The sequence below is a fragment of the Klebsiella sp. 141240 genome, from assembly GCF_050600805.1.
Classification (GTDB): Bacteria; Pseudomonadota; Gammaproteobacteria; order Enterobacterales; family Enterobacteriaceae; genus Klebsiella; species Klebsiella aerogenes.
In genome coordinates this window covers 307,094-324,571 of record NZ_JAQIRK010000004.1, presented here as the reverse complement: position 1 = coordinate 324,571, position 17,478 = coordinate 307,094, and the positions used below count along the sequence as shown (strand labels likewise).

The window sequence follows — 17,478 nt, the reverse complement described above, 5'->3', positions numbered from 1 at the left end:
GCTAAACGTCGCGCTATCCACAACCCATGGGAAAAGCCACATCAGCGATAACAAATCCAAGATTTGTGCCAGAAATCAATGAGGTGCTGCTTGAGCTTCGTTTTTGTGAGTCGCCGCGCAAAATGCGGCTAAAGTGCGGAGAAAATAGCGCTGCTGAGGCCGCGGCTCGCAGGTCAGTAACATTTCGCCGCCATTTTTATCAAAGTGATAGCCCGGATTTCTCAAATTAATAATTTGCCCGTGTGCTAGACGGTATAGATACGGATCTCATGTTCACGGAAAGCATCCCGGTATTTACGGCTGATGTTTTCCTCCACCACCAGCACGTCAATGGCGCTGCTTTCAGCTACCACAAAACGCGCGACGGCGGGGATTTTATCTGAGGTTAAGCCAACGATAATTTCACTGCACTGTTTGATAACCGCTTTCTTAAATTCACAATCGGCGTGATCAAAGCCGGTTAAACCTGACTCCGGAGCCATCGCGCAGCCGCCAATAAATCCCTGATCGAAGAGGATCCCCTGCACCTGGGCCACCGCCGATGCGCCGACACAACCGCCAGCCGCGCGTTGCACCAGACCGCCAAGCATCACTACCTCATAAAGCGGTTTTTTAAGCAGAACCGCCGCAATTTCCGGGGAATTGGTAACCACGGTTAAGGCCAGTTCGCCCGGTAGCGTTTCCGCCATTGCCAGATTGGTGGTGCCGGTATCAATAAAAATACAGCCGCCCGGTTTCACTAGCTGTGCGCATTTCTGAGCGATCCTGCTCTTTGTTGCCCTATTTTTCTCTTTACGTTCGTTGTACTCCATGGATTCCGGCAGGGTCATCACCGCACCGCCGTAGACTTTCTTACAATATCCGTCTTTGCTTAGCTCATGAAGATCGCGGCGAATAGTGTGTTCAGAGACCTGTAAGCGCTGGGCCAGATCGGCGCAGACGACCCTACCGTCCTCCTGCAGGATCTGACAAATCAGCGCTTGTCGTTGCTGAGGGAAAGCAGCATAATCGAGCACAATAACTCCTTTAAATAAACATAACGAGCAGCAAAGAGCATAATCATTCACTCATGCGCATGCTGTCAACCCGATCCTTTACGAGGTAAACCATGAAAGTTGCCCATATCGCCCTCTGGACCCGTCATCTTGAGCAGCAAGCACGCTTTTGGGTGGTATTTTTTGCTGGCGAAATCAACGAAAAGTACCGCAGTAAAACCAATCCTGGTTTTGAATCCTACTTTGTAAAAATTGGCTCTGACGTGGCAATTGAGTTAATGAGCAAACCCGGCTTACAGGACTCGCCCCGCGATAACAACTATACGGGGTGGGCGCATCTGGCGATCGCCGTCGGCGGCGTCGATCAGGTTAATGCGTTAGCCAAACGCGCTGAAATGGCGGACATTTTAGTCTCTGCCCCGCGCACTACCGGCGATGGCTATTATGAGGCGGTTATTAAAGACCCTGATGGAAACCTGGTGGAAATCGTCGCATAGTAAGGCAAATCCACATGAAGGAGTCGACCGTGGCACATTATCGCGTCATTGATAAAGCGAGCTGGCCTCGCCTGGATCATTTTACGTTCTACCGTACCTTTGCCAATCCCAGCTTCAATCTGTGCGTACCGGTAGAAGCGCAACAGTTGTACACCTGCGCGAAGGACCGGGGCGTCTCCTTCTTCCAACTGGCATTATTCGGCCTGTTGCGCGCGGCCAACGCCGTACCGCAGCTAAAACAGCGCTTGCGCAACGAAGATATCATCGAATATGACGCCATCTCGGTGATGACGCCGATCATGACGGCCAGCGAAGGTTTTCGCCAGGTATGGTGCGATAACGCCGCTGATTTCCCCGCGTTTAGCGCCGCCGCGACGCCGCGCATTGAGGCCGCAAGAAGCACCAATCCCTCACCGCTTATTGTGGAAGAAGAAAATTTCTTTTGCGCCAGTTGCCTACCGTGGCTGCACTTTAGCGCCATGACCCATGCGGAATACTACGTTGGCGCGGCGGTGCCCGCCCTGACGTGGGGAAAACTGAAAAATGGCATCATTCCGGTTGCCGGCCGATTTAATCACGCTTTTGTGGATGGCCTGCACGCCAGCCGTTTTTATGCCGAAGTCGAATATTATTTCGCTAACCCGCAGGCCCTGTGGCTGCCGGTTGAGGCCCGCGAGTAGCTGCCGCGGCATAAAGAACAATCCACTATGACTTCCCCGAAAACCGGCATTATATTGCCGGTTTTTTGCTAATGCGAAATGGCTATAAACCATAGCGTTTCGTTGTTAGACAGTATTCAACGCGCCTCTTATCTTCGTCATGAATTGTAAATAACAACGCAATCATTTGATGAGGTAGCACTTTTGTCCAGATTACGGCAAGGATTAAAAACCAGACAAACGCGCTTCGCGCTGGCGTTGAAAGTGGCGCTACTCGGTAGCATGGTGGCATTTTCTTCTGTCGCCAACGCCGACGATATTCTCAAAGAAGGGATCACTCCCGCAACCGATGCCAGCCAGATCCCGGCCAGCGCCAAACTGCGTAAAGACACGGTGGTGGCCGGCATTTCCGAACCGCAGGGGATCTTTAACCCTTACTTCTTCGTCAACGGCTGGGATGAGAACGTCACCAACGTTATTTTCTCGCGCCTGATTGACTGGGACAGTCAGGGTAAGCTGGTGCCGGGGCTAGCTGAGAGCTGGACGGTGAGCGCGCATAACAAAGTTTATACCATCAAATTGCGCCCTAACCTGACCTTCAGCGACGGATCGCCGCTCACCGCGGAAGATGTCGCCTTTACGCTGACCGTTCTGCTCGACCCGAAATATGACGGCGACACCGATATTACTCTGGCTAATATCGCCGGCGGCGCGGAATATAAAGCCGGTAAAGCCGATAGCGTGAGCGGCCTGAAAGTTATCGATCCGCTGACCCTGCAGGTTACTACCACCCAGCCGGGCGCGACAACGCTGGCGAAAATCGGCGGTCCGGTATTATCGAAAGCCTGGTACGGTAAAGGGTATCAACGCGGAAATCTGGATTATCTGCGTTCTCTGCACGGAAAACCGCTCGGTAACGGCCCTTATGTCTACGATAAATATATTCCCGGTCAGGAGATTCGCTTCCACGCCAACACGCATTTTTACCGCGGTACGCCGCCCACGCCGCGCTTTATCTATCGCGTGACCAATCCGTCTACCAATTTCCAGTTATTCCAGACCGGCGAAACCGACTACGACGCCTTCACCTCGCGCCCGGATGATATTGAGCAGCTTAAGATGCTCGGTTTTGCCAATATTAACCTCTACGGTTCCAGCGACTACAGCCAGGTGGAGTTCAACGTCCATCGCCCGGCGCTGCAGGATAAAAAAGTGCGTCAGGCGCTGATTTACGGGCTTGACCGGCAGAAGTTAATCGACGTGGTATATCAGGGGTACGCCAAGGTAGCCATTGAACCGATCGCGCCTATCTCCTGGGCCTTCAACGCGCAAGGCGTCAACCCCTACCATTACGATCCGGCGCAGGCGAAAAAACTGCTCGATGAAGCGGGCTGGCTGCCTGGCGCCGATGGCATCCGCGTGAAAGACGGAAAACGGCTGGAATTGACCTTGCTTGCGAGCAAAAAAGTCATTAACGATGCGCTGATCCCGATTGCCAAAGAGAACTGGCGGCAGATCGGCGTGTTGCTGAAACCGCAGGTGGTTGATTTCAACGCGCTGATGGCGCAGCGCAAAGCGGGTAATTACGATCTGGCGTCGTTTAGCACCAGCACTCTCAACGATCCACATGACGGCGTGTGGGACTTCTACAGCAGCGAAGCCAAAGAGTCGGGCTACCACAATGCTGAAGTCGATAAGCTTATCAATGCAGGCAACGCGGTGCTGGATGTCGAACAACGCAAGCCTATCTATCACCAGCTGTACCAGGTGCTGGCCGAGGATCCGCCGGTTATCCTGCTTGGATACCGGGAAATTCTTTCCGCCAGCAGCGCCCGGGTGACCGGCTTTAAGCCGGATATCTATAACGGCCTCACCGGCAGTTTGCCGGACGTGAAAATCGTGAAGTAAATCCCCCAGCCGCCGGCCACCCGGCGGCTGATGTGAGAATGTTATGAAAAATTTCATCCTGAGGCGCATATTGCAAACGCTGCCGATGCTGCTGCTGGCCTCCTTTATCATTTTTATGCTCTTTGCTAAAACCCCCGGCGATTTTATCGATGGCAACATCACCCTGACGGCCGCCCGCGCCGCCGAACTGAAGGCGATATACGGCCTCGACCAACCGCTTTTCACCCGCTACCTTCACTGGCTGGGGCAACTGCTGCGCGGGGATTTAGGCTTCTCGCTGCAATACCAGATCCCGGTCAGCCAGTTACTGAACCAGTACATCTGGAACTCCTTCCTGCTGGCAAGCGTGGCGCTGGTCTTCTACTGGGGTATCGGCCTGACGGTTGGCGTGGTCTCCGCGCTCAGACCTAATTCATGGTTCGATCATCTGGTGAGTATCGCGGTGTTTGCCGCCATGTCCTTTCCCACCTTTTTCCTCTGCCTGCTGCTGATTAAGTGGTTTGCCGTCGACCTGCACTGGCTGCCGGTAGGCGGGATGACCAATACCGGTAGCGACGATAGCGGCTGGCGGTACGTGCTGCAGGTCGCCGCTCATCTGGTACTGCCGGTACTGGCGCTGGTAATGCTGCAGGCCGGCAGCCTGACGCGCTATTTTCGCGCCAGCATGCTTGACGTGGTGAAGATGGATTTCATTCGTACCGCCCGTGCTAAAGGGTTGCGAGAACGCACGGTTATTATGAAACACGCGCTACGCAATGCGTTACTGCCGGTCATCACCCTGCTTGGCTTCGAACTGCCGGGATTGTTCTCTGGCGCCATCATTACCGAGAAAGTATTTAACTGGCCGGGTGCCGGGCACATTCATATCGATTCGCTGGCCGCCCGCGATTATCCGGTACTGATGGGGTTTACCCTATTTCTGGCGGTACTGACGATCATCGGTAATTTACTGGCCGATGTGCTCTACGCGTGGGCCGATCCGCGCATTCGAGTGAGATAATGATGATAACTTCCCTATTTGGTCACCGTCGCCGCCTGCGCCAGGCGACAATCCCCGCGCTTGCGCAAATAACGCCCTCTCCATGGTATCAGGCCTGGCGCCAGCTACGCCGCAACCGGATGGCGATGCTGTGTTTAATCCTGCTTGTGGTGATGGCCCTGTGGTGCGTACTCGGGCCGATATGGTCGCCATGGAAAGATGACGCCACCGATGCGCTGATGATCAACAAGCCGCCAGGCGCCGAACACTGGTTGGGTACCGATTTTCTTGGCCGCGATATCTATACACGTTTGCTGCTGGCCGGGCGCATTTCACTGATAATCGGCCTGCTGACTATGCTGCTGTCGGTTACCCTTGGCTATCTACTGGGAGCGCTATCGGGCTATGTCGGCGGCGTCACCGATAAACTGATTATGCGTCTGGCCGACCTGGTGATGACGATACCCGGCCTGCCTTTGTTAATCGTTGCAGGCGCGATGCTCTCCGAGCTCGACTTTTCAGCGGATTCCCGCATCTGGATGGTGGTGATTATGCTCAGCCTGCTGGAGTGGCCGAAGCTGGCGCGGTTAGTACGCGGGCAGTGCCTGTCGCTACGCGAACGCGATTTTATGCTGGCGACGCAGGTACTGGGACTGTCGGCGCGTCGCCGGCTGTTCGGTCACCTGCTGCCCAATACCATCCCGATTCTGGTGGTAATGGCGACAATGGCGGTCGCTAACGCCATTCTGAGCGAATCGGCGCTGAGCTATCTCGGTCTCGGCGTAGTACCGCCGACGCCATCGTGGGGCAATATGATGGATGCCGCTAACAGCTTGATTGATTTTCAGCGGCGACCGTGGCTGTGGATGCCTCCGGGTATTGCCATCTTTATTACCGTGATTGCCATTAATGTGCTGGGCGATGGCCTGCGCGACGCGATGGACCCGAAAATGAAACAGAGGCTGAAATGAGCGCACCATTAATTTCTTTTAAGCAACTTTCTGTCTCTTTTGCTGCTGAAGGTAGCCGGGTACGCGCGGTACAGGAGATCTCTTTCTCGATTCAGGCCGGGCAAACGGTAGGTATCGTCGGTGAATCCGGCTGCGGCAAAAGCGTGACCGCGATGTCGCTAATGGGCCTGCTGCCTCCCCATGCCGCGCGTATTGACGGCGGCGAGATCCTTTTCGAAGAACGCGATCTGCTCAAGCTGAAAGCCCGTCAAATGGCCGATCTGCGCGGTAACCAGTTGGCGATGATCTTCCAGGAGCCGATGTCGGCGCTCAACCCGGTACTGACCATAGGCGAACAGCTCTGCGAGCCGCTCATCCGCCATCGCGGCGACTCGCCGAAAGCCGCCTGGCAGCGCGCAATACGGCTGTTAAACGAGGTGGGGCTGGCACGCAGCGAAAGCCTGATGGCGAACTATCCGCACCAGCTTTCCGGCGGTATGCTGCAACGGGTGATGATCGCCATGGCGTTGAGCTGCGGGCCACAATTATTAATAGCAGATGAACCGACGACCGCGCTGGATGTTACCGTACAGGCACAGATCCTGCGCCTGCTGCGCGACCGCGCGCGCGAAAGCCAGATGGCGATGCTGCTGATCACCCACGATCTGGGAGTGATCGCACAGATGGCCGAACGGGTAGTGGTGATGTATGCCGGGCGGATCGTCGAACAGGGAACCACCGCCGAGGTACTGCGCCAGCCCCAGCATCCCTATACCCGCGGGCTTATCGCCTCTCGCCCGGTGCCTGGCACGCGGCGCCGGCGGCTGTACTCCATTCCCGGCCAGGTGCCGGATCTCGCGCAACTGCCTGCAGGCTGCGCGTTTGCCGACCGCTGCCAACAGGCAACCGCGCGCTGCCGTCAGGACACACCACCTCTTTTGGGGTCTTCTCACCAGGCGGCCTGTTTTTATAGTGAATTCGCGGAGTCGGTGGCATGAATCAGCCCTATATCATTGAAGTTAATGGTTTGAAAAAGTATTTCCCGCTGCGCGACGGCCTGTTCGGCCAACAGACAGGTGAACTGCGCGCGGTTGATGACGTCAGTTTTAATATTCGACCGGGAACGATTTTCGGTCTCGTCGGAGAATCCGGTAGCGGCAAAACGACCGTTGGCCGTACCTTGCTTGGCCTGTATGACAAAACCGCCGGCAGCATTAAATTCCGCGGTCAGGAGTTATCCGAACTGCCAGCGGCCGCAATACAGGCCCTACGGCCAAAAATTCAGCTGGTGTTTCAGGATCCCTATAGCTCGCTAAACCCACGCATCCGCGTTGGCGAGGCGATTGGCGAAGCGATGTTGCAGCATAAACTGTGCACGCGCGCTGAACTCTATGAGAAAGTCATTGCGGTGATGAAGATATGCGGGCTGGCGCCTCAGCATTACCACCGTTTTCCGCATGAGTTTTCCGGCGGTCAGCGGCAGCGCATCGGCATCGCCCGCGCGCTTATCCTCAATCCGGACTTTATCGTCGCCGATGAACCCATTTCCGCACTCGATGTGTCGATTCAGGCGCAGATTATCAATCTGTTTTCCGACCTGCGCGACGAGCGTGGCGTCACCTTTCTATTCATCTCCCATGACCTTGGAGTTGTAGAGCATTTGTGCGACGACGTGGCGGTGATGTACCTCGGTCAACTGGTGGAAACCGCCAGCCGCGATGCGCTGTTTAGCCTCCCTCTTCATCCCTATACCCAGGCGCTGCTGGCCGCGGTACCCACACTCGATCCCGAAAGCGAACCGCAGGCGGTCGTTCAGGGGGAAATTCCCGACCCTTCCCGACCGCCTGCAGGCTGCCGTTTTTCGTCTCGCTGCCCGTTGGCAAACGACCGTTGCCGTCGCGAGCCGCCGCGTCTTCGCGAAATCGCGCCGGGCCACAAGGTCGCCTGTCATGAAATTGAGGCTGAGTCACGCGTGGTTATCGCATAACAATAACGGCAATAAAATCATCGTTTAGCGGCAAATTTTGCCGCTATCATCTCTGACGTTGGCTGTATTCCTCCGAGGCTCCACTGTTCCGGCTCGTGTTCATCAATGCGGACCCAGACGGACTGGCGGAATTGCGGATCGCCCCGGCCTTCAATTTCCACCATGAGGTCAGTCATGCGACGCAGTAGTTCATTCTTCTGCTCTGCGGTCATGATCCCTTTAATCGTTTGCACATTAACAAAAGGCACAGTATTCTCCTGATTAACTGAGTCTATATTTCAAACTCAGGTTAGGAGATAACCTATATCATGTCAAAAGATAATTCATCCCCCTATCTGCCTGCGGAACTTTGCGGGCTGGCGGAGAGCGCTAAAATTGTTGGCGATCAATGGATTTTATTGATTTTAAGAGAGGCGTTTTACGGCGTGACGCGTTTCGAAACGATTCGCGCTCATACCGGAATGAGCAAACAGACGTTAACTCAGCGTTTAAAATTGATGGTTGATGTGGGGCTACTACGCAAGCTCCCCTATCGCGAAGCGGGTGCGCGCGAGCGTTATGAATATACGCTCACCGAAAAGAGCCGCAGCCTGGCGCCGGTCCTTTTTGCCCTGATGGAATGGGGACATCAGCAACTCCTGCATACGTCGCCGCATATCCAGTTAGTCGATAAAACCACCGGTGCGCCGGTGTCTCTGGCCTACGTCAATGCCGCAGGGCAGCGTATTGCGCAGAGCGATGTTCAGATAGTAAAAGTCCAGGATTGACCCCTGCAACGCGCGGGCTGTCAGCCAGTAACAGGTCCCGTTTCCGGGACCTGTTTCGTGTAGGGAGGTTATTCCTCCAGCGCGTAGGCGATGATATCGTCACCGACGTCCGGCGAGTGGCTGGCGCCGCCGGCGGAAATCAGCACGTACTCTTTGCCGGTTTTCGGCGATTTGTAGACCAACGGCGCCGCTACCGCGCCAACCGGCAAGCGAGCGCGCCACAGCTCTTTACCGCTGGCGGAATCCAGCGCCCGCAGATAGTTATCCTGGGTACCGGCGAAGAATACCAGGCCCGAGGCGGTGGAAGTTGGGCCACCCAACGTCGGCATTCCCAGCGGGATATGCAGATGGGTTTTCATCCCCAGCGGCCCGGTATCTTCCACCGAGCCCATCGGCACCTGCCACAGGAGCTGACGGCTGTTCAGGTCAATGGCGCTCATGGTACCAAACGGCGGGGTATTACACGGCACGCCCAGCGCGGACTGCAGGATATCGATACGCACGCCGCCGTAAGGCCCTGCAACTTGCGGGCGAACGGTGCCCATAAAGCCAGGGACTTCGTCGGTGGAGACTTTGTATTTCGCCATCTCTTCCTTGCGCACCAGCGACATCCGCAACGGCATACGCATATCGTTGACGAACAGCGTACCGGTACGTTCATCGATGGTGATGCCGCCCCAGTTCATGCCGCCGAGCAGGCTTGGCCACTCGATATACGGTTTCTCCGACGGCGGCGTATACATGCCAAGGTAGGTCGACTCTTTAAAATCGATACGGCACATCAGTTGGTCGAACGGCGTCACGCCCCACATTGATTTTTCGCTCAGCGGCTCGACGCCTAACTGCGGCATGCCGGTGGAGAACGGCTGGGTGGCAGACAGATGTTCGCCCTCCGCCCCCTGATGAGCGACCGGCAGCTCTTCGACGCGGGTCACCGGTTTGCCGGTGCGGCGGTCGAGCACATATATCTGACCGGTTTTGGTGGTCTGGATCAGAACCGGGACGTCCTCGCCCTGCTCGTTTTTCATGTGGAACAGTACCGGCTGCGATGGCAGGTCATAATCCCAGATATCGTGGTGGACGGTCTGGAAAACCCATTTTGTTTTACCGGTACTGGCATCCACCGCTACCACCGCGGAGCCATATTTCTCTTTCGCTTCATTCCGATCGCCGCCCCAGTAGTCCGGCGGCCCGTTACCGGTCGGCAGATAAACCAGATTCAGCTCTTTATCAAAGCCGGGAATGGTCCACACGTTCGGCGTTTCGAGGGTATAAACGCGGCCTTTTTCCGGGTCGGTGATATTCTCCGGCTTGCCGACATCCCAGGCCCAGACGACTTTACCATCGCGTACGTCAAATGCGCGTACGACCCCGGATGGCTCGCCGTGTACGATATCGCGTACCCAGCCGCCCAGCACCGCAATGTGCCCCATGATCACCGGCGTTGAAGTCGGATGGTAGCGTTTGCTGTTTTCGGTGTCGCCCATGCCCTGCTTCAGATCCACGCTGCCGTGGTCGCCGAAGTCATCGCACAGTTCGCCGGTTTTTGCATTCAGCGCCAGCAGGCGCGCATCCACGGTCGATACCATGATCCGCTGCGGACACTGTTGCAGCGCCGGGCTCGCTTTTTCTTCCGCGCTGAGCGTATCGTCGCTCTGCACATCATAGTAACCCACGCCGCGGCAGGTCACATGTTCCGCCGTCTGCGCGTGCGGGTCAAAGCGCCAGCGCGCCTTACCGGTATCGGCATCAATGGCGGTCACCACGTTGAGCGGCGTACAGGAATACAGCGTATCGCCAATTTGCAGCGGCGTATTTTCGTCAACGCCGATGGCCGGGCCGGTCAGGCGGCGGCCTGTGTGGTAGGTCCAGGCGACTTTCAGCTTATGTACGTTTTCCGGGGTAATATCGGTATACGGCGCAAAACGGGTGCCGGAGGCATCGCGGCCGAAGAACTCCCAGTTATCGCTTTTTGCCGCCTGGGTCGCGCTATCGCCGCTCGCCGCTTTCACGACGCCATTATGGATGCCGCCGTGCGGGTAGAACGCCGAAACCAGCGTCGCCAGCAGCGCAATAAAGATAACCGTGGCGCTCCAGTTCGCCAGACGCACGCGAGCCACCGGCATCGCCGCCGCCAGCCACAGAGCCAACATCAGCATGAGCGCAGGAACCACCAGACGAGGGATCAAGCCCCAGTAGCTGAGCTGCACTTCATACAGTGCCCAGGCCAGCGTTAACAGAAAGGTAAGAACAGCAAGAGGAAGCGCGTATTGACTACGAGTGAAGTAACCGACGGCGATGATGAGATAAGCGAGACCGGCTAACAGATACCAGGCGCTGCCGCCGAGCGAGAGCAGCTTGCCCCCCCAGATAGTTAAGAAAATCCCAATGCCAAAACTCAGTAACACAAAAAGCAATCGGTATATGGTGAAGAAGATCCTTCGACCATGACCTTTTTGTTCGTCCATATTTCATCCCATTCGACATATGTCGATATAACCAAAGCATTTATTTTAAAGCGCCGATCGATAAGCGATGCCGTACAGCGCAGTTAACCTGTTGGTTGGACGCCCCAAACCAGGGCGAAGAACGTAAGAAAGTATATGGACATGTAAATTTTATGTAAAATTTAACCGCATAAAATGTTTAAAATCTTTTAATTTATAAACTGGATTTGATAGATGAGCAGGTTGTAAAGGTGAGCAGTGTTAGACGCAGACGCAAGGAAGGAGCTGGCATCAATCATGGCTTGCCGACCCGCCGCCCCCGGCGAATCGGCAATCCAGTATTATGGTTGGGTGGTGTTTTCACCGACGCTAATCTGCCGTAATGCAGCGATCAGCTCCAACTGTGCCTGCTCTTTTAAATTTTCACGTTTAATGAACTGGCTGCGATGTTTACTTTTCACCTCTTCAAGACTTTTTTTAATCTCTTGCGCAGGTAATTTGTACCAACCGCGCCGCTGCTTCTCGCCGCCGATTTCTAACCACAACTCTGAGTAACTGGCTTTCACCTTGTCGCTCTTCACATGGTAGTCGCTGTCGATGGCGTAGATCTCGCGGATATTAAAGTGGCGCAAGAACCCGTACAGCAAAGTGATAATCAGGTTTTTTGGCCGCGTGCCATAGAGCTCTTTGGTCAACACTTTCACTTCGTCGTTGCTAATGTCTTTACCGCCCTGAATACCGCCAATCCACGCGCTGCCCTGATCCGTACAGGAAAAACAGACGCTATACACGCGTTTATTTTCAAAGAACATCTGCAGCATCAGTTCCCCCTCTTCCTGGAACGGCGAGGCCAGAAGTTTCACTTCCAGGCTGGTTCCATTCTTTAGCGGGATGGCAATCATCGAACAACCGAACGCTGACACATTATACAACTGCGGTAATATTTCCGCCTGAAAGCTTTTTTCAATAAAATTCAAAGCGCCATGGGCAATATTCAGTTTAGCTCTTTTCGACATTCTCTTATTTAAATAAGCCTTGAAAGGCTTATCTTCAAAATGTACCAGTCCAGGCGTCGCACTGGTCAATTTTGCACAGCTGAATGTCTGGCAAAGCCGTTGATATTCCTTGTACTTACCTCCTGTTAAAGGTATTTCGCGGCATTTACGCAACACCTTTTTATATTTAAGTTTAACGTGACAAATGACTTTATTATTTCTCCGCCATTCTTTGATGGCAGATGCTGTTATCGATACCATTGATCAAGATCCATAGACTCATCCATAATCGCGGCCATATTACCATATCTGAAACGGGTCAATGGTTATTTACTGGTTCGTTGTCATTTCATTTAAGAAACAATCTGAAAATTATCCTTTTATGCTCTCATTATAATAAACAAATAATGTCAACTATAAATAATAGCGGTTATTAACTCATGCTCCGCCGCTCCGCCGCTCCGCTATCTGAAACAAGCTGACGATTAACGCTCTGTGCGATAGCTTCGGCCGTGGGGTGCCACCCTCCATCGTTTTGACCTATACTCTGCCGACAGTCAAAACAGTAGCAAAGTGGGTAACTCATGGAAATTGATCTCGACAACCTGGTGTTTAGCGGCCTGGAAGAAGCGGAAGAACGTAACGCTGAACGCCTGGATGAAGCGGACAAAAAAGCACAGGCGATTGTTGCCGATGATGATTGCGGCGATGCCTGCAAAATCTGATGATTAAACCGGCTGAAGAGGCCGGTTTTTTTATCTGTAAACGACCTAAGCAGGCAAAAAACCCTTCAGCGTTTCCAGCAGCGCCTGCGCCGCTTTCGACAACTGCATATGTCCGGCGTGAATAACGCCAATACACTTTTCAATCGGCGGATCGCTTAATGGTAGACAAACCGCTCCCAGCGACTGCATCTGCGACTGGCATAACGCGGGCACCGCGCTGCCGCCCAAACCGCTGGCGACCATCCGCCCGACGGTGACCAACTGATGACTTTCCAGCGCCACGTCTAACTGGCCGCCGCTACGCGCCAGCTCTTCTTCCAACATCAAACGCACCGCCGACGGCCGCTGCAGGGTAATAAAATCCAGCGTCAGTAGTTCACGCCAGCTCAACTGCTTTTTGCTCGCCATAGGCGACGTTTTTGGCACGATCGCCACAAAGCGATCCACCGCCAGCGGCGTAAACAACAGATTGTTGCCGGGCGATGGCTCAAACGCGATCCCCATCTCCACCCGGCCTTCGCGCACCATCTCAATGACCTGCTCATTGATCACGTCATGCACCGTGACGTTGACTCCCGCATAGCGGTCACGAAAGGCTTTAAGCACTTCCGGCAGCACGTTAGCGGCAAACGACGGCATGGCGGCAACGGAGATCTTTCCCCGTTGCAGGGTGAAACTTTGCCGCATCGCCTCTTCGGCATTATCCCAGTCCGCCAGCAGCTGGCGGGCCATCGGCAAAAAGGTCTCTCCCTCCTGGGTTAAGGTCACTTTGCGGGTGCTGCGTTGCAGCAATGCTCCGCCAAGCGCCTCTTCCAGCCCCTTAATGGTCAAACTCAGCGCCGGCTGCGACAGGTTCAGGCGCTCGCTGGCGTGGGCGAAATTAAGAGTGTGAGCTACCGCTAGAAACGCACGTAACTGTTTGACACTCATTCTCATTTTTCTGCCTGTTAACTAATTGAAAGAATTTAGTTAACGATAAATTAATAAAAAAACCAAATGAGTGAGTCACAAATTCAAAATTATCAAATCAGTCCGCGCCCTTAATGATAGAGCCATCGCAAGGCAGGAGAAAAATGATGGCAGGACTGGATAAGCGCGTCGCCAGCTATGAAGCGGCGCTGGACGGATTAACCGATGGTATGACGTTACTGGCCGGCGGCTTCGGCCTGTGCGGCATCCCGGAAAACTTAATCGCCGAGGTCAAACGCCGCCAGGTACAGGGGCTGACGGTCGTCTCTAATAACTGCGGCGTTGATGGCTTTGGTCTCGGCATGCTGCTGGAAACGCGCCAGGTACGCAAAGTCGTGGCCTCTTACGTTGGCGAAAACGCCCTCTTTGAACAACTGGAACTGAGCGGCGAACTGGCGGTGGAACTGACCCCGCAAGGGACGCTTGCCGAGAAAATTCGCGCCGGCGGCGCCGGGATCCCCGGATTCTATACCGCGACCGGTTACGGCACGCCGGTGGCGGAAGGCAAAGAAGTGCGTCAGTTCGACGGTAAAAATTACATTCTCGAAGAAGCCATTCGCGGCGATTTCGCCCTTGTGAAGGGCTGGAAAGCCGACTGGTACGGCAACGTGGTCTACCGCCATACCGCGCAAAATTTTAACCCGTTGATGGCCACCGCCGGACGTATCACGGTAGTGGAAGTCGAAGAAATCGTCGCGCCGGGCGAACTCCCCCCTTCCGCCATCCACACGCCCGGTATTTATGTCGACCGGCTGATCGTCGGGCAATTCGAAAAACGTATTGAACAGCGCACGCTGCGCGCCGGAGGGAACTGAACATGTTAACTCGCGAACAAATGGCGATGCGCGTCGCCCAGGAACTGCGCGACGGCGATTATGTCAATCTCGGTATCGGCATTCCCACGCTGGTCGCAAACTATATTCCCGCCGGTATTGAAGTGATGCTGCAGTCGGAAAACGGCCTGTTGGGGATGGGCGAATTTCCCGATGAGTCAACCCTCGATGCCGACATGATTAACGCCGGTAAGCAGACCGTTACCGCACAAATCGGGGCGGCTATCTTTGACTCCGCCCAGTCCTTCGCCATGATCCGCGGCGGCCACGTCGATCTCACGGTCCTTGGCGCTTTTGAAGTCGATGTCGCGGGTAATATCGCCTCGTGGATGATCCCAGGAAAAATGGTGAAAGGCATGGGCGGCGCCATGGATCTGGTGGCGGGCGCGCAAAACATCATCGTGGTGATGACTCACGCCTCGAAAAACGGCGAATCCAAGCTGCTGGCGCAGTGCACCCTGCCGCTCACCGGCGCGGGCTGTATTCGCCGGGTACTGACCGATCTCGCGCTGCTGGAAATTAGCGACGGCGCCTTTGTTCTGCGCGAATACGCCCCCGGCGTCAGCATTGACGAAATTGCACATAAAACGGCTGGACGGCTGGTCATTGCCGATGACGTCCGCGAAATGCGCTTCAACTAAGGAGACAATATGAAAGAAGTCGCTATCGTCTGCGCGCTACGTACGCCAATCGGCAGTTTTCGCGGCGCCTTATCTTCCCTTTCCGCCGTCGAGCTTGGCGCCGCCGTAGTGCGTGGTTTGCTTGAACGCACACAGCTACCGGCCAGCGCCGTTGACGAACTGATTTTTGGCCAGGTATTAACTGCCGGCTGCGGACAGAATCCAGCGCGACAAACCGCGCTGCGCGCCGGGCTACCGGTTGAAACTCAGGCCGTTACCATCAATCTGGTTTGCGGTTCCGGGCTGAAAGCCGTGCAACAGGCAGTACAAGCCATTCGCAGCGGCGAGGCGGAGATCGCGATCGCCGGCGGCCAGGAGAGCATGAGCAATGCTCCGTATCTGGTTCAGGGGGCGCGCGATGGCCTGCGTTTCGGCCATGCCAGTATGCAGGACAGTATGATTCAGGACGGATTATGGGATGCGTTTAACGACTATCACATGGGCATCACCGCCGAGAATCTCGCCGACGCCTTTGACATCTCCCGCCCCCAGCAGGATGCCTTCGCCGCCCTTTCGCAGCGCAAAGCCGCCGCCGCGATAGCCGCCGGGCGCTTTCAGGCTGAGATAGTGCCGCTTAGCGTCCCTCAGGGTAAAAAAGCGCCGCGCATGGTGGACGCAGACGAACAGCCGCGCCCGGAAACCAGCGAACAACAGCTCGCGCAGTTACGCCCGGCCTTCCGCACGGAAGATGGCAGCGTCACCGCGGGCAATGCCTCTTCGCTCAACGATGGCGCGGCGGCAGTGGTATTGATGAGCGTCGATAAAGCGCGGCAGCTTGGGTTGCCGGTGCTGGCGCGAATAGTCAGCTCTGCGGTGGCCGGCGTCGATCCGTCCGTGATGGGTATCGGCCCGGTAAGCGCTTGCCGGAAGGCGCTGCAGCGCGCCGGCTGGTCGCTGGATGAGGTGGATCTCATCGAAGCCAACGAGGCCTTTGCCGTACAGGCGCTGGCGGTTGGCAAATTGCTTGAGTGGGACAGCCAGAAGGTCAACGTCAACGGCGGCGCTATCGCGCTCGGCCACCCGATTGGCGCCTCAGGATGTCGCATTCTGGTTAGTCTGCTGCACGAGATGCAGCGCCGCGATGTCAACAAAGGCCTGGCGACGCTTTGCGTCGGCGGTGGTCAGGGTATCGCGATGACCATAGAACGTTAACAGGAGCCACTATGTTTACACCACAACTGGCGGTACTGGGCGCTGGCCTGATGGGCGTCGGCATCGCCTGCCATTTTGCCCGCCACGGCCACGCCGTACGCCTCTACGACACCGACCCGGCGCGCATTAGCGAGATCGAGAGCGTCGCCGCCGCCATTTTGCGCGAGCTCGAAGAGTGCGGGCAGTTTGACGCCGCTCAGCGTGCGTCGGTGCTCTCGCTCCTCTCCGGCACCACGACATTAGGCGATCTTGCTGACGCGACCTTGCTGATCGAAGCGATTCCGGAACGTCTGGCGCTCAAGCACGCCTTATACCGCGAACTGGAAACGCTGATCGCCGACGAAGCCATCATCGCCAGCAACACCAGCGGACTACCGCCGGATCGGCTGGCGCAGGGTATGCGGCATCCGGAGCGCTTGTTAATCGCCCACTTCTGGCATCCGCCGCATTTTATCCCGCTGGTGGAAGTGGTGCCGGGTAGCGCTACCGTGGCGCATCTCGCCAACCAGGTCAGCGACTTTTTATCCTCCTGCGCGCTGGAAGCGGTGGTACTCAACCGCGCCGCGCCGGGGTTCGTCGGCAACCGACTACAGTTCGCCCTGCTGCGCGAAGCGCTGCATATCGTCAAGAGCGGCATCGCTTCGCCGGAAGTGGTCGACAAAGTGATGCGCGCCTCGCTCGGCCGCCGTTACGCGATGGTCGGCCCGCTGGAAGCCGCGGATATGACCGGTCTGGCGACGGTTCAGGATATCTGCCAGCACCTGCTGCCGGAACTGGCCACGGGCAGCGACATGATGTCGCTGGTCGCCGACAAAGTCGCGCAAGGCGATACCGGCGCCCGCAGCGGGCAAGGTTTTTATCGCTGGGATGAGACCCGGCAGAAACGAATACAGTCGCGCCGCGAACATCAGCTGCGCTATGCCCTGAAACCGTAA

At 55.9% G+C, this 17,478-nt stretch carries 18 protein-coding genes; 13 read left to right on the top strand and 5 right to left on the bottom strand.

The annotated features are described in order from the left end of the window. Positions 1-245: 245 nt before the first annotated feature. Positions 246-1,016, bottom strand: a complete 771-nt coding sequence (locus PGQ95_RS10095; protein ID WP_430917936.1) for a DeoR/GlpR family DNA-binding transcription regulator — start codon at positions 1,014-1,016, stop codon at positions 246-248. A gap of 92 nt (positions 1,017-1,108) precedes the next feature. Between PGQ95_RS10095 and PGQ95_RS10090 the strand changes: the two genes are divergently transcribed. The 7 genes from PGQ95_RS10090 (at position 1,109) to PGQ95_RS10060 (ending at position 7,975) form a co-directional block, all read left to right on the top strand. Continuing rightward, complete coding sequence (locus PGQ95_RS10090) at positions 1,109-1,492, top strand: VOC family protein (protein WP_430917934.1); 384 nt, start codon at positions 1,109-1,111, stop codon at positions 1,490-1,492. A gap of 29 nt (positions 1,493-1,521) precedes the next feature. Next, positions 1,522-2,172 (top strand): CatA-like O-acetyltransferase, family 1, encoded by a 651-nt coding sequence (locus PGQ95_RS10085; RefSeq protein WP_213793711.1) that lies wholly within the window; start codon positions 1,522-1,524, stop codon positions 2,170-2,172. A gap of 183 nt (positions 2,173-2,355) precedes the next feature. After that, complete coding sequence (locus PGQ95_RS10080) at positions 2,356-4,059, top strand: ABC transporter substrate-binding protein (protein ID WP_430917932.1); 1,704 nt, start codon at positions 2,356-2,358, stop codon at positions 4,057-4,059. A 43-nt stretch (positions 4,060-4,102) separates the two neighbouring features. After that, on the top strand, positions 4,103-5,059 hold the full coding sequence (locus PGQ95_RS10075; RefSeq protein WP_271031829.1) for an ABC transporter permease: 957 nt from the start codon (positions 4,103-4,105) through the stop codon (positions 5,057-5,059). A gap of 2 nt (positions 5,060-5,061) precedes the next feature. Next, positions 5,062-6,009, top strand: coding sequence for an oligopeptide ABC transporter permease (gene opp4C / locus PGQ95_RS10070; RefSeq protein ID WP_183269029.1), 948 nt, complete (start codon positions 5,062-5,064; stop codon positions 6,007-6,009). Continuing rightward, positions 6,006-6,986 carry an ABC transporter ATP-binding protein gene (locus tag PGQ95_RS10065; protein WP_430917930.1) on the top strand — a complete coding sequence of 327 codons (981 nt, stop codon included), beginning with the start codon at positions 6,006-6,008 and terminating at the stop codon, positions 6,984-6,986. Before opp4C ends, PGQ95_RS10065 begins: the two co-directional genes overlap by 4 nt. Beyond that, the gene (locus PGQ95_RS10060; protein WP_430917928.1) at positions 6,983-7,975 is read left to right on the top strand and encodes an ABC transporter ATP-binding protein; all 993 of its coding nucleotides are present in this window, start codon (positions 6,983-6,985) and stop codon (positions 7,973-7,975) included. The genes PGQ95_RS10065 and PGQ95_RS10060 overlap by 4 nt, the downstream gene beginning before the upstream one ends. Before the next feature lie 17 nt (positions 7,976-7,992). Here PGQ95_RS10060 and PGQ95_RS10055 read toward each other — a convergent pair whose 3' ends face one another. Further along, the gene (locus tag PGQ95_RS10055; RefSeq protein ID WP_213793714.1) at positions 7,993-8,223 is read right to left on the bottom strand and encodes a tautomerase family protein; all 231 of its coding nucleotides are present in this window, start codon (positions 8,221-8,223) and stop codon (positions 7,993-7,995) included. Positions 8,224-8,283: 60 nt separating this feature from the next. Between PGQ95_RS10055 and PGQ95_RS10050 the strand changes: the two genes are divergently transcribed. Then, on the top strand, positions 8,284-8,742 hold the full coding sequence (locus PGQ95_RS10050; protein ID WP_087857856.1) for a winged helix-turn-helix transcriptional regulator: 459 nt from the start codon (positions 8,284-8,286) through the stop codon (positions 8,740-8,742). A 68-nt stretch (positions 8,743-8,810) separates the two neighbouring features. On the opposite strand, the gene PGQ95_RS10045 is transcribed toward PGQ95_RS10050, so the two are convergent. Continuing rightward, entirely contained in the window at positions 8,811-11,210 is a 2,400-nt protein-coding gene (locus PGQ95_RS10045; protein WP_316424631.1) for a membrane-bound PQQ-dependent dehydrogenase, glucose/quinate/shikimate family, read from the bottom strand. Positions 11,211-11,530: 320 nt separating this feature from the next. Next, the gene (locus PGQ95_RS10040; RefSeq protein ID WP_430917925.1) at positions 11,531-12,445 is read right to left on the bottom strand and encodes a DUF535 family protein; all 915 of its coding nucleotides are present in this window, start codon (positions 12,443-12,445) and stop codon (positions 11,531-11,533) included. Positions 12,446-12,768: 323 nt separating this feature from the next. Between PGQ95_RS10040 and PGQ95_RS10035 the strand changes: the two genes are divergently transcribed. After that, positions 12,769-12,909: a hypothetical protein gene (locus tag PGQ95_RS10035; protein ID WP_015705194.1), complete on the top strand. Its 141-nt coding sequence runs from the start codon at positions 12,769-12,771 to the stop codon at positions 12,907-12,909. A gap of 45 nt (positions 12,910-12,954) precedes the next feature. On the opposite strand, the gene PGQ95_RS10030 is transcribed toward PGQ95_RS10035, so the two are convergent. Then, positions 12,955-13,845 carry a LysR family transcriptional regulator gene (locus tag PGQ95_RS10030; protein WP_430917923.1) on the bottom strand — a complete coding sequence of 297 codons (891 nt, stop codon included), beginning with the start codon at positions 13,843-13,845 and terminating at the stop codon, positions 12,955-12,957. A gap of 140 nt (positions 13,846-13,985) precedes the next feature. Here PGQ95_RS10030 and PGQ95_RS10025 point away from each other — a divergent pair, with 140 nt between their 5' ends. The 4 genes from PGQ95_RS10025 to PGQ95_RS10010 are packed head-to-tail and all read left to right on the top strand — an operon-like array spanning position 13,986 to position 17,478. Then, positions 13,986-14,693, top strand: a complete 708-nt coding sequence (locus PGQ95_RS10025; RefSeq protein WP_430918056.1) for a CoA transferase subunit A — start codon at positions 13,986-13,988, stop codon at positions 14,691-14,693. A gap of 2 nt (positions 14,694-14,695) precedes the next feature. Continuing rightward, positions 14,696-15,352, top strand: a complete 657-nt coding sequence (locus PGQ95_RS10020; protein WP_087857861.1) for a CoA transferase subunit B — start codon at positions 14,696-14,698, stop codon at positions 15,350-15,352. Positions 15,353-15,361: 9 nt separating this feature from the next. Then, positions 15,362-16,543 (top strand): acetyl-CoA C-acetyltransferase, encoded by a 1,182-nt coding sequence (locus PGQ95_RS10015; RefSeq protein ID WP_430917921.1) that lies wholly within the window; start codon positions 15,362-15,364, stop codon positions 16,541-16,543. A gap of 11 nt (positions 16,544-16,554) precedes the next feature. Then, on the top strand, positions 16,555-17,478 hold the full coding sequence (locus tag PGQ95_RS10010; RefSeq protein WP_430917918.1) for a 3-hydroxyacyl-CoA dehydrogenase family protein: 924 nt from the start codon (positions 16,555-16,557) through the stop codon (positions 17,476-17,478).

What these genes read in the sequence shown, in the direction of transcription:
- PGQ95_RS10090 (WP_430917934.1), top strand. Translation starts at nt 1,109, where the DNA reads ATGAAAGTTGCCCATATCGCCCTCTGGACCCGTCATCTTGAGCAGCAA.
- PGQ95_RS10075 (WP_271031829.1), top strand. Translation starts at nt 4,103, where the DNA reads ATGAAAAATTTCATCCTGAGGCGCATATTGCAAACGCTGCCGATGCTG.
- opp4C (WP_183269029.1), top strand. Translation starts at nt 5,062, where the DNA reads ATGATAACTTCCCTATTTGGTCACCGTCGCCGCCTGCGCCAGGCGACA.
- PGQ95_RS10065 (WP_430917930.1), top strand. Translation starts at nt 6,006, where the DNA reads ATGAGCGCACCATTAATTTCTTTTAAGCAACTTTCTGTCTCTTTTGCT.
- PGQ95_RS10060 (WP_430917928.1), top strand. Translation starts at nt 6,983, where the DNA reads ATGAATCAGCCCTATATCATTGAAGTTAATGGTTTGAAAAAGTATTTC.
- PGQ95_RS10050 (WP_087857856.1), top strand. Translation starts at nt 8,284, where the DNA reads ATGTCAAAAGATAATTCATCCCCCTATCTGCCTGCGGAACTTTGCGGG.
- PGQ95_RS10045 (WP_316424631.1), bottom strand. Translation starts at nt 11,210, where the DNA reads ATGGACGAACAAAAAGGTCATGGTCGAAGGATCTTCTTCACCATATAC.
- PGQ95_RS10040 (WP_430917925.1), bottom strand. Translation starts at nt 12,445, where the DNA reads ATGGTATCGATAACAGCATCTGCCATCAAAGAATGGCGGAGAAATAAT.
- PGQ95_RS10035 (WP_015705194.1), top strand. Translation starts at nt 12,769, where the DNA reads ATGGAAATTGATCTCGACAACCTGGTGTTTAGCGGCCTGGAAGAAGCG.
- PGQ95_RS10030 (WP_430917923.1), bottom strand. Translation starts at nt 13,845, where the DNA reads ATGAGAATGAGTGTCAAACAGTTACGTGCGTTTCTAGCGGTAGCTCAC.
- PGQ95_RS10025 (WP_430918056.1), top strand. Translation starts at nt 13,986, where the DNA reads ATGGCAGGACTGGATAAGCGCGTCGCCAGCTATGAAGCGGCGCTGGAC.
- PGQ95_RS10020 (WP_087857861.1), top strand. Translation starts at nt 14,696, where the DNA reads ATGTTAACTCGCGAACAAATGGCGATGCGCGTCGCCCAGGAACTGCGC.
- PGQ95_RS10015 (WP_430917921.1), top strand. Translation starts at nt 15,362, where the DNA reads ATGAAAGAAGTCGCTATCGTCTGCGCGCTACGTACGCCAATCGGCAGT.
- PGQ95_RS10010 (WP_430917918.1), top strand. Translation starts at nt 16,555, where the DNA reads ATGTTTACACCACAACTGGCGGTACTGGGCGCTGGCCTGATGGGCGTC.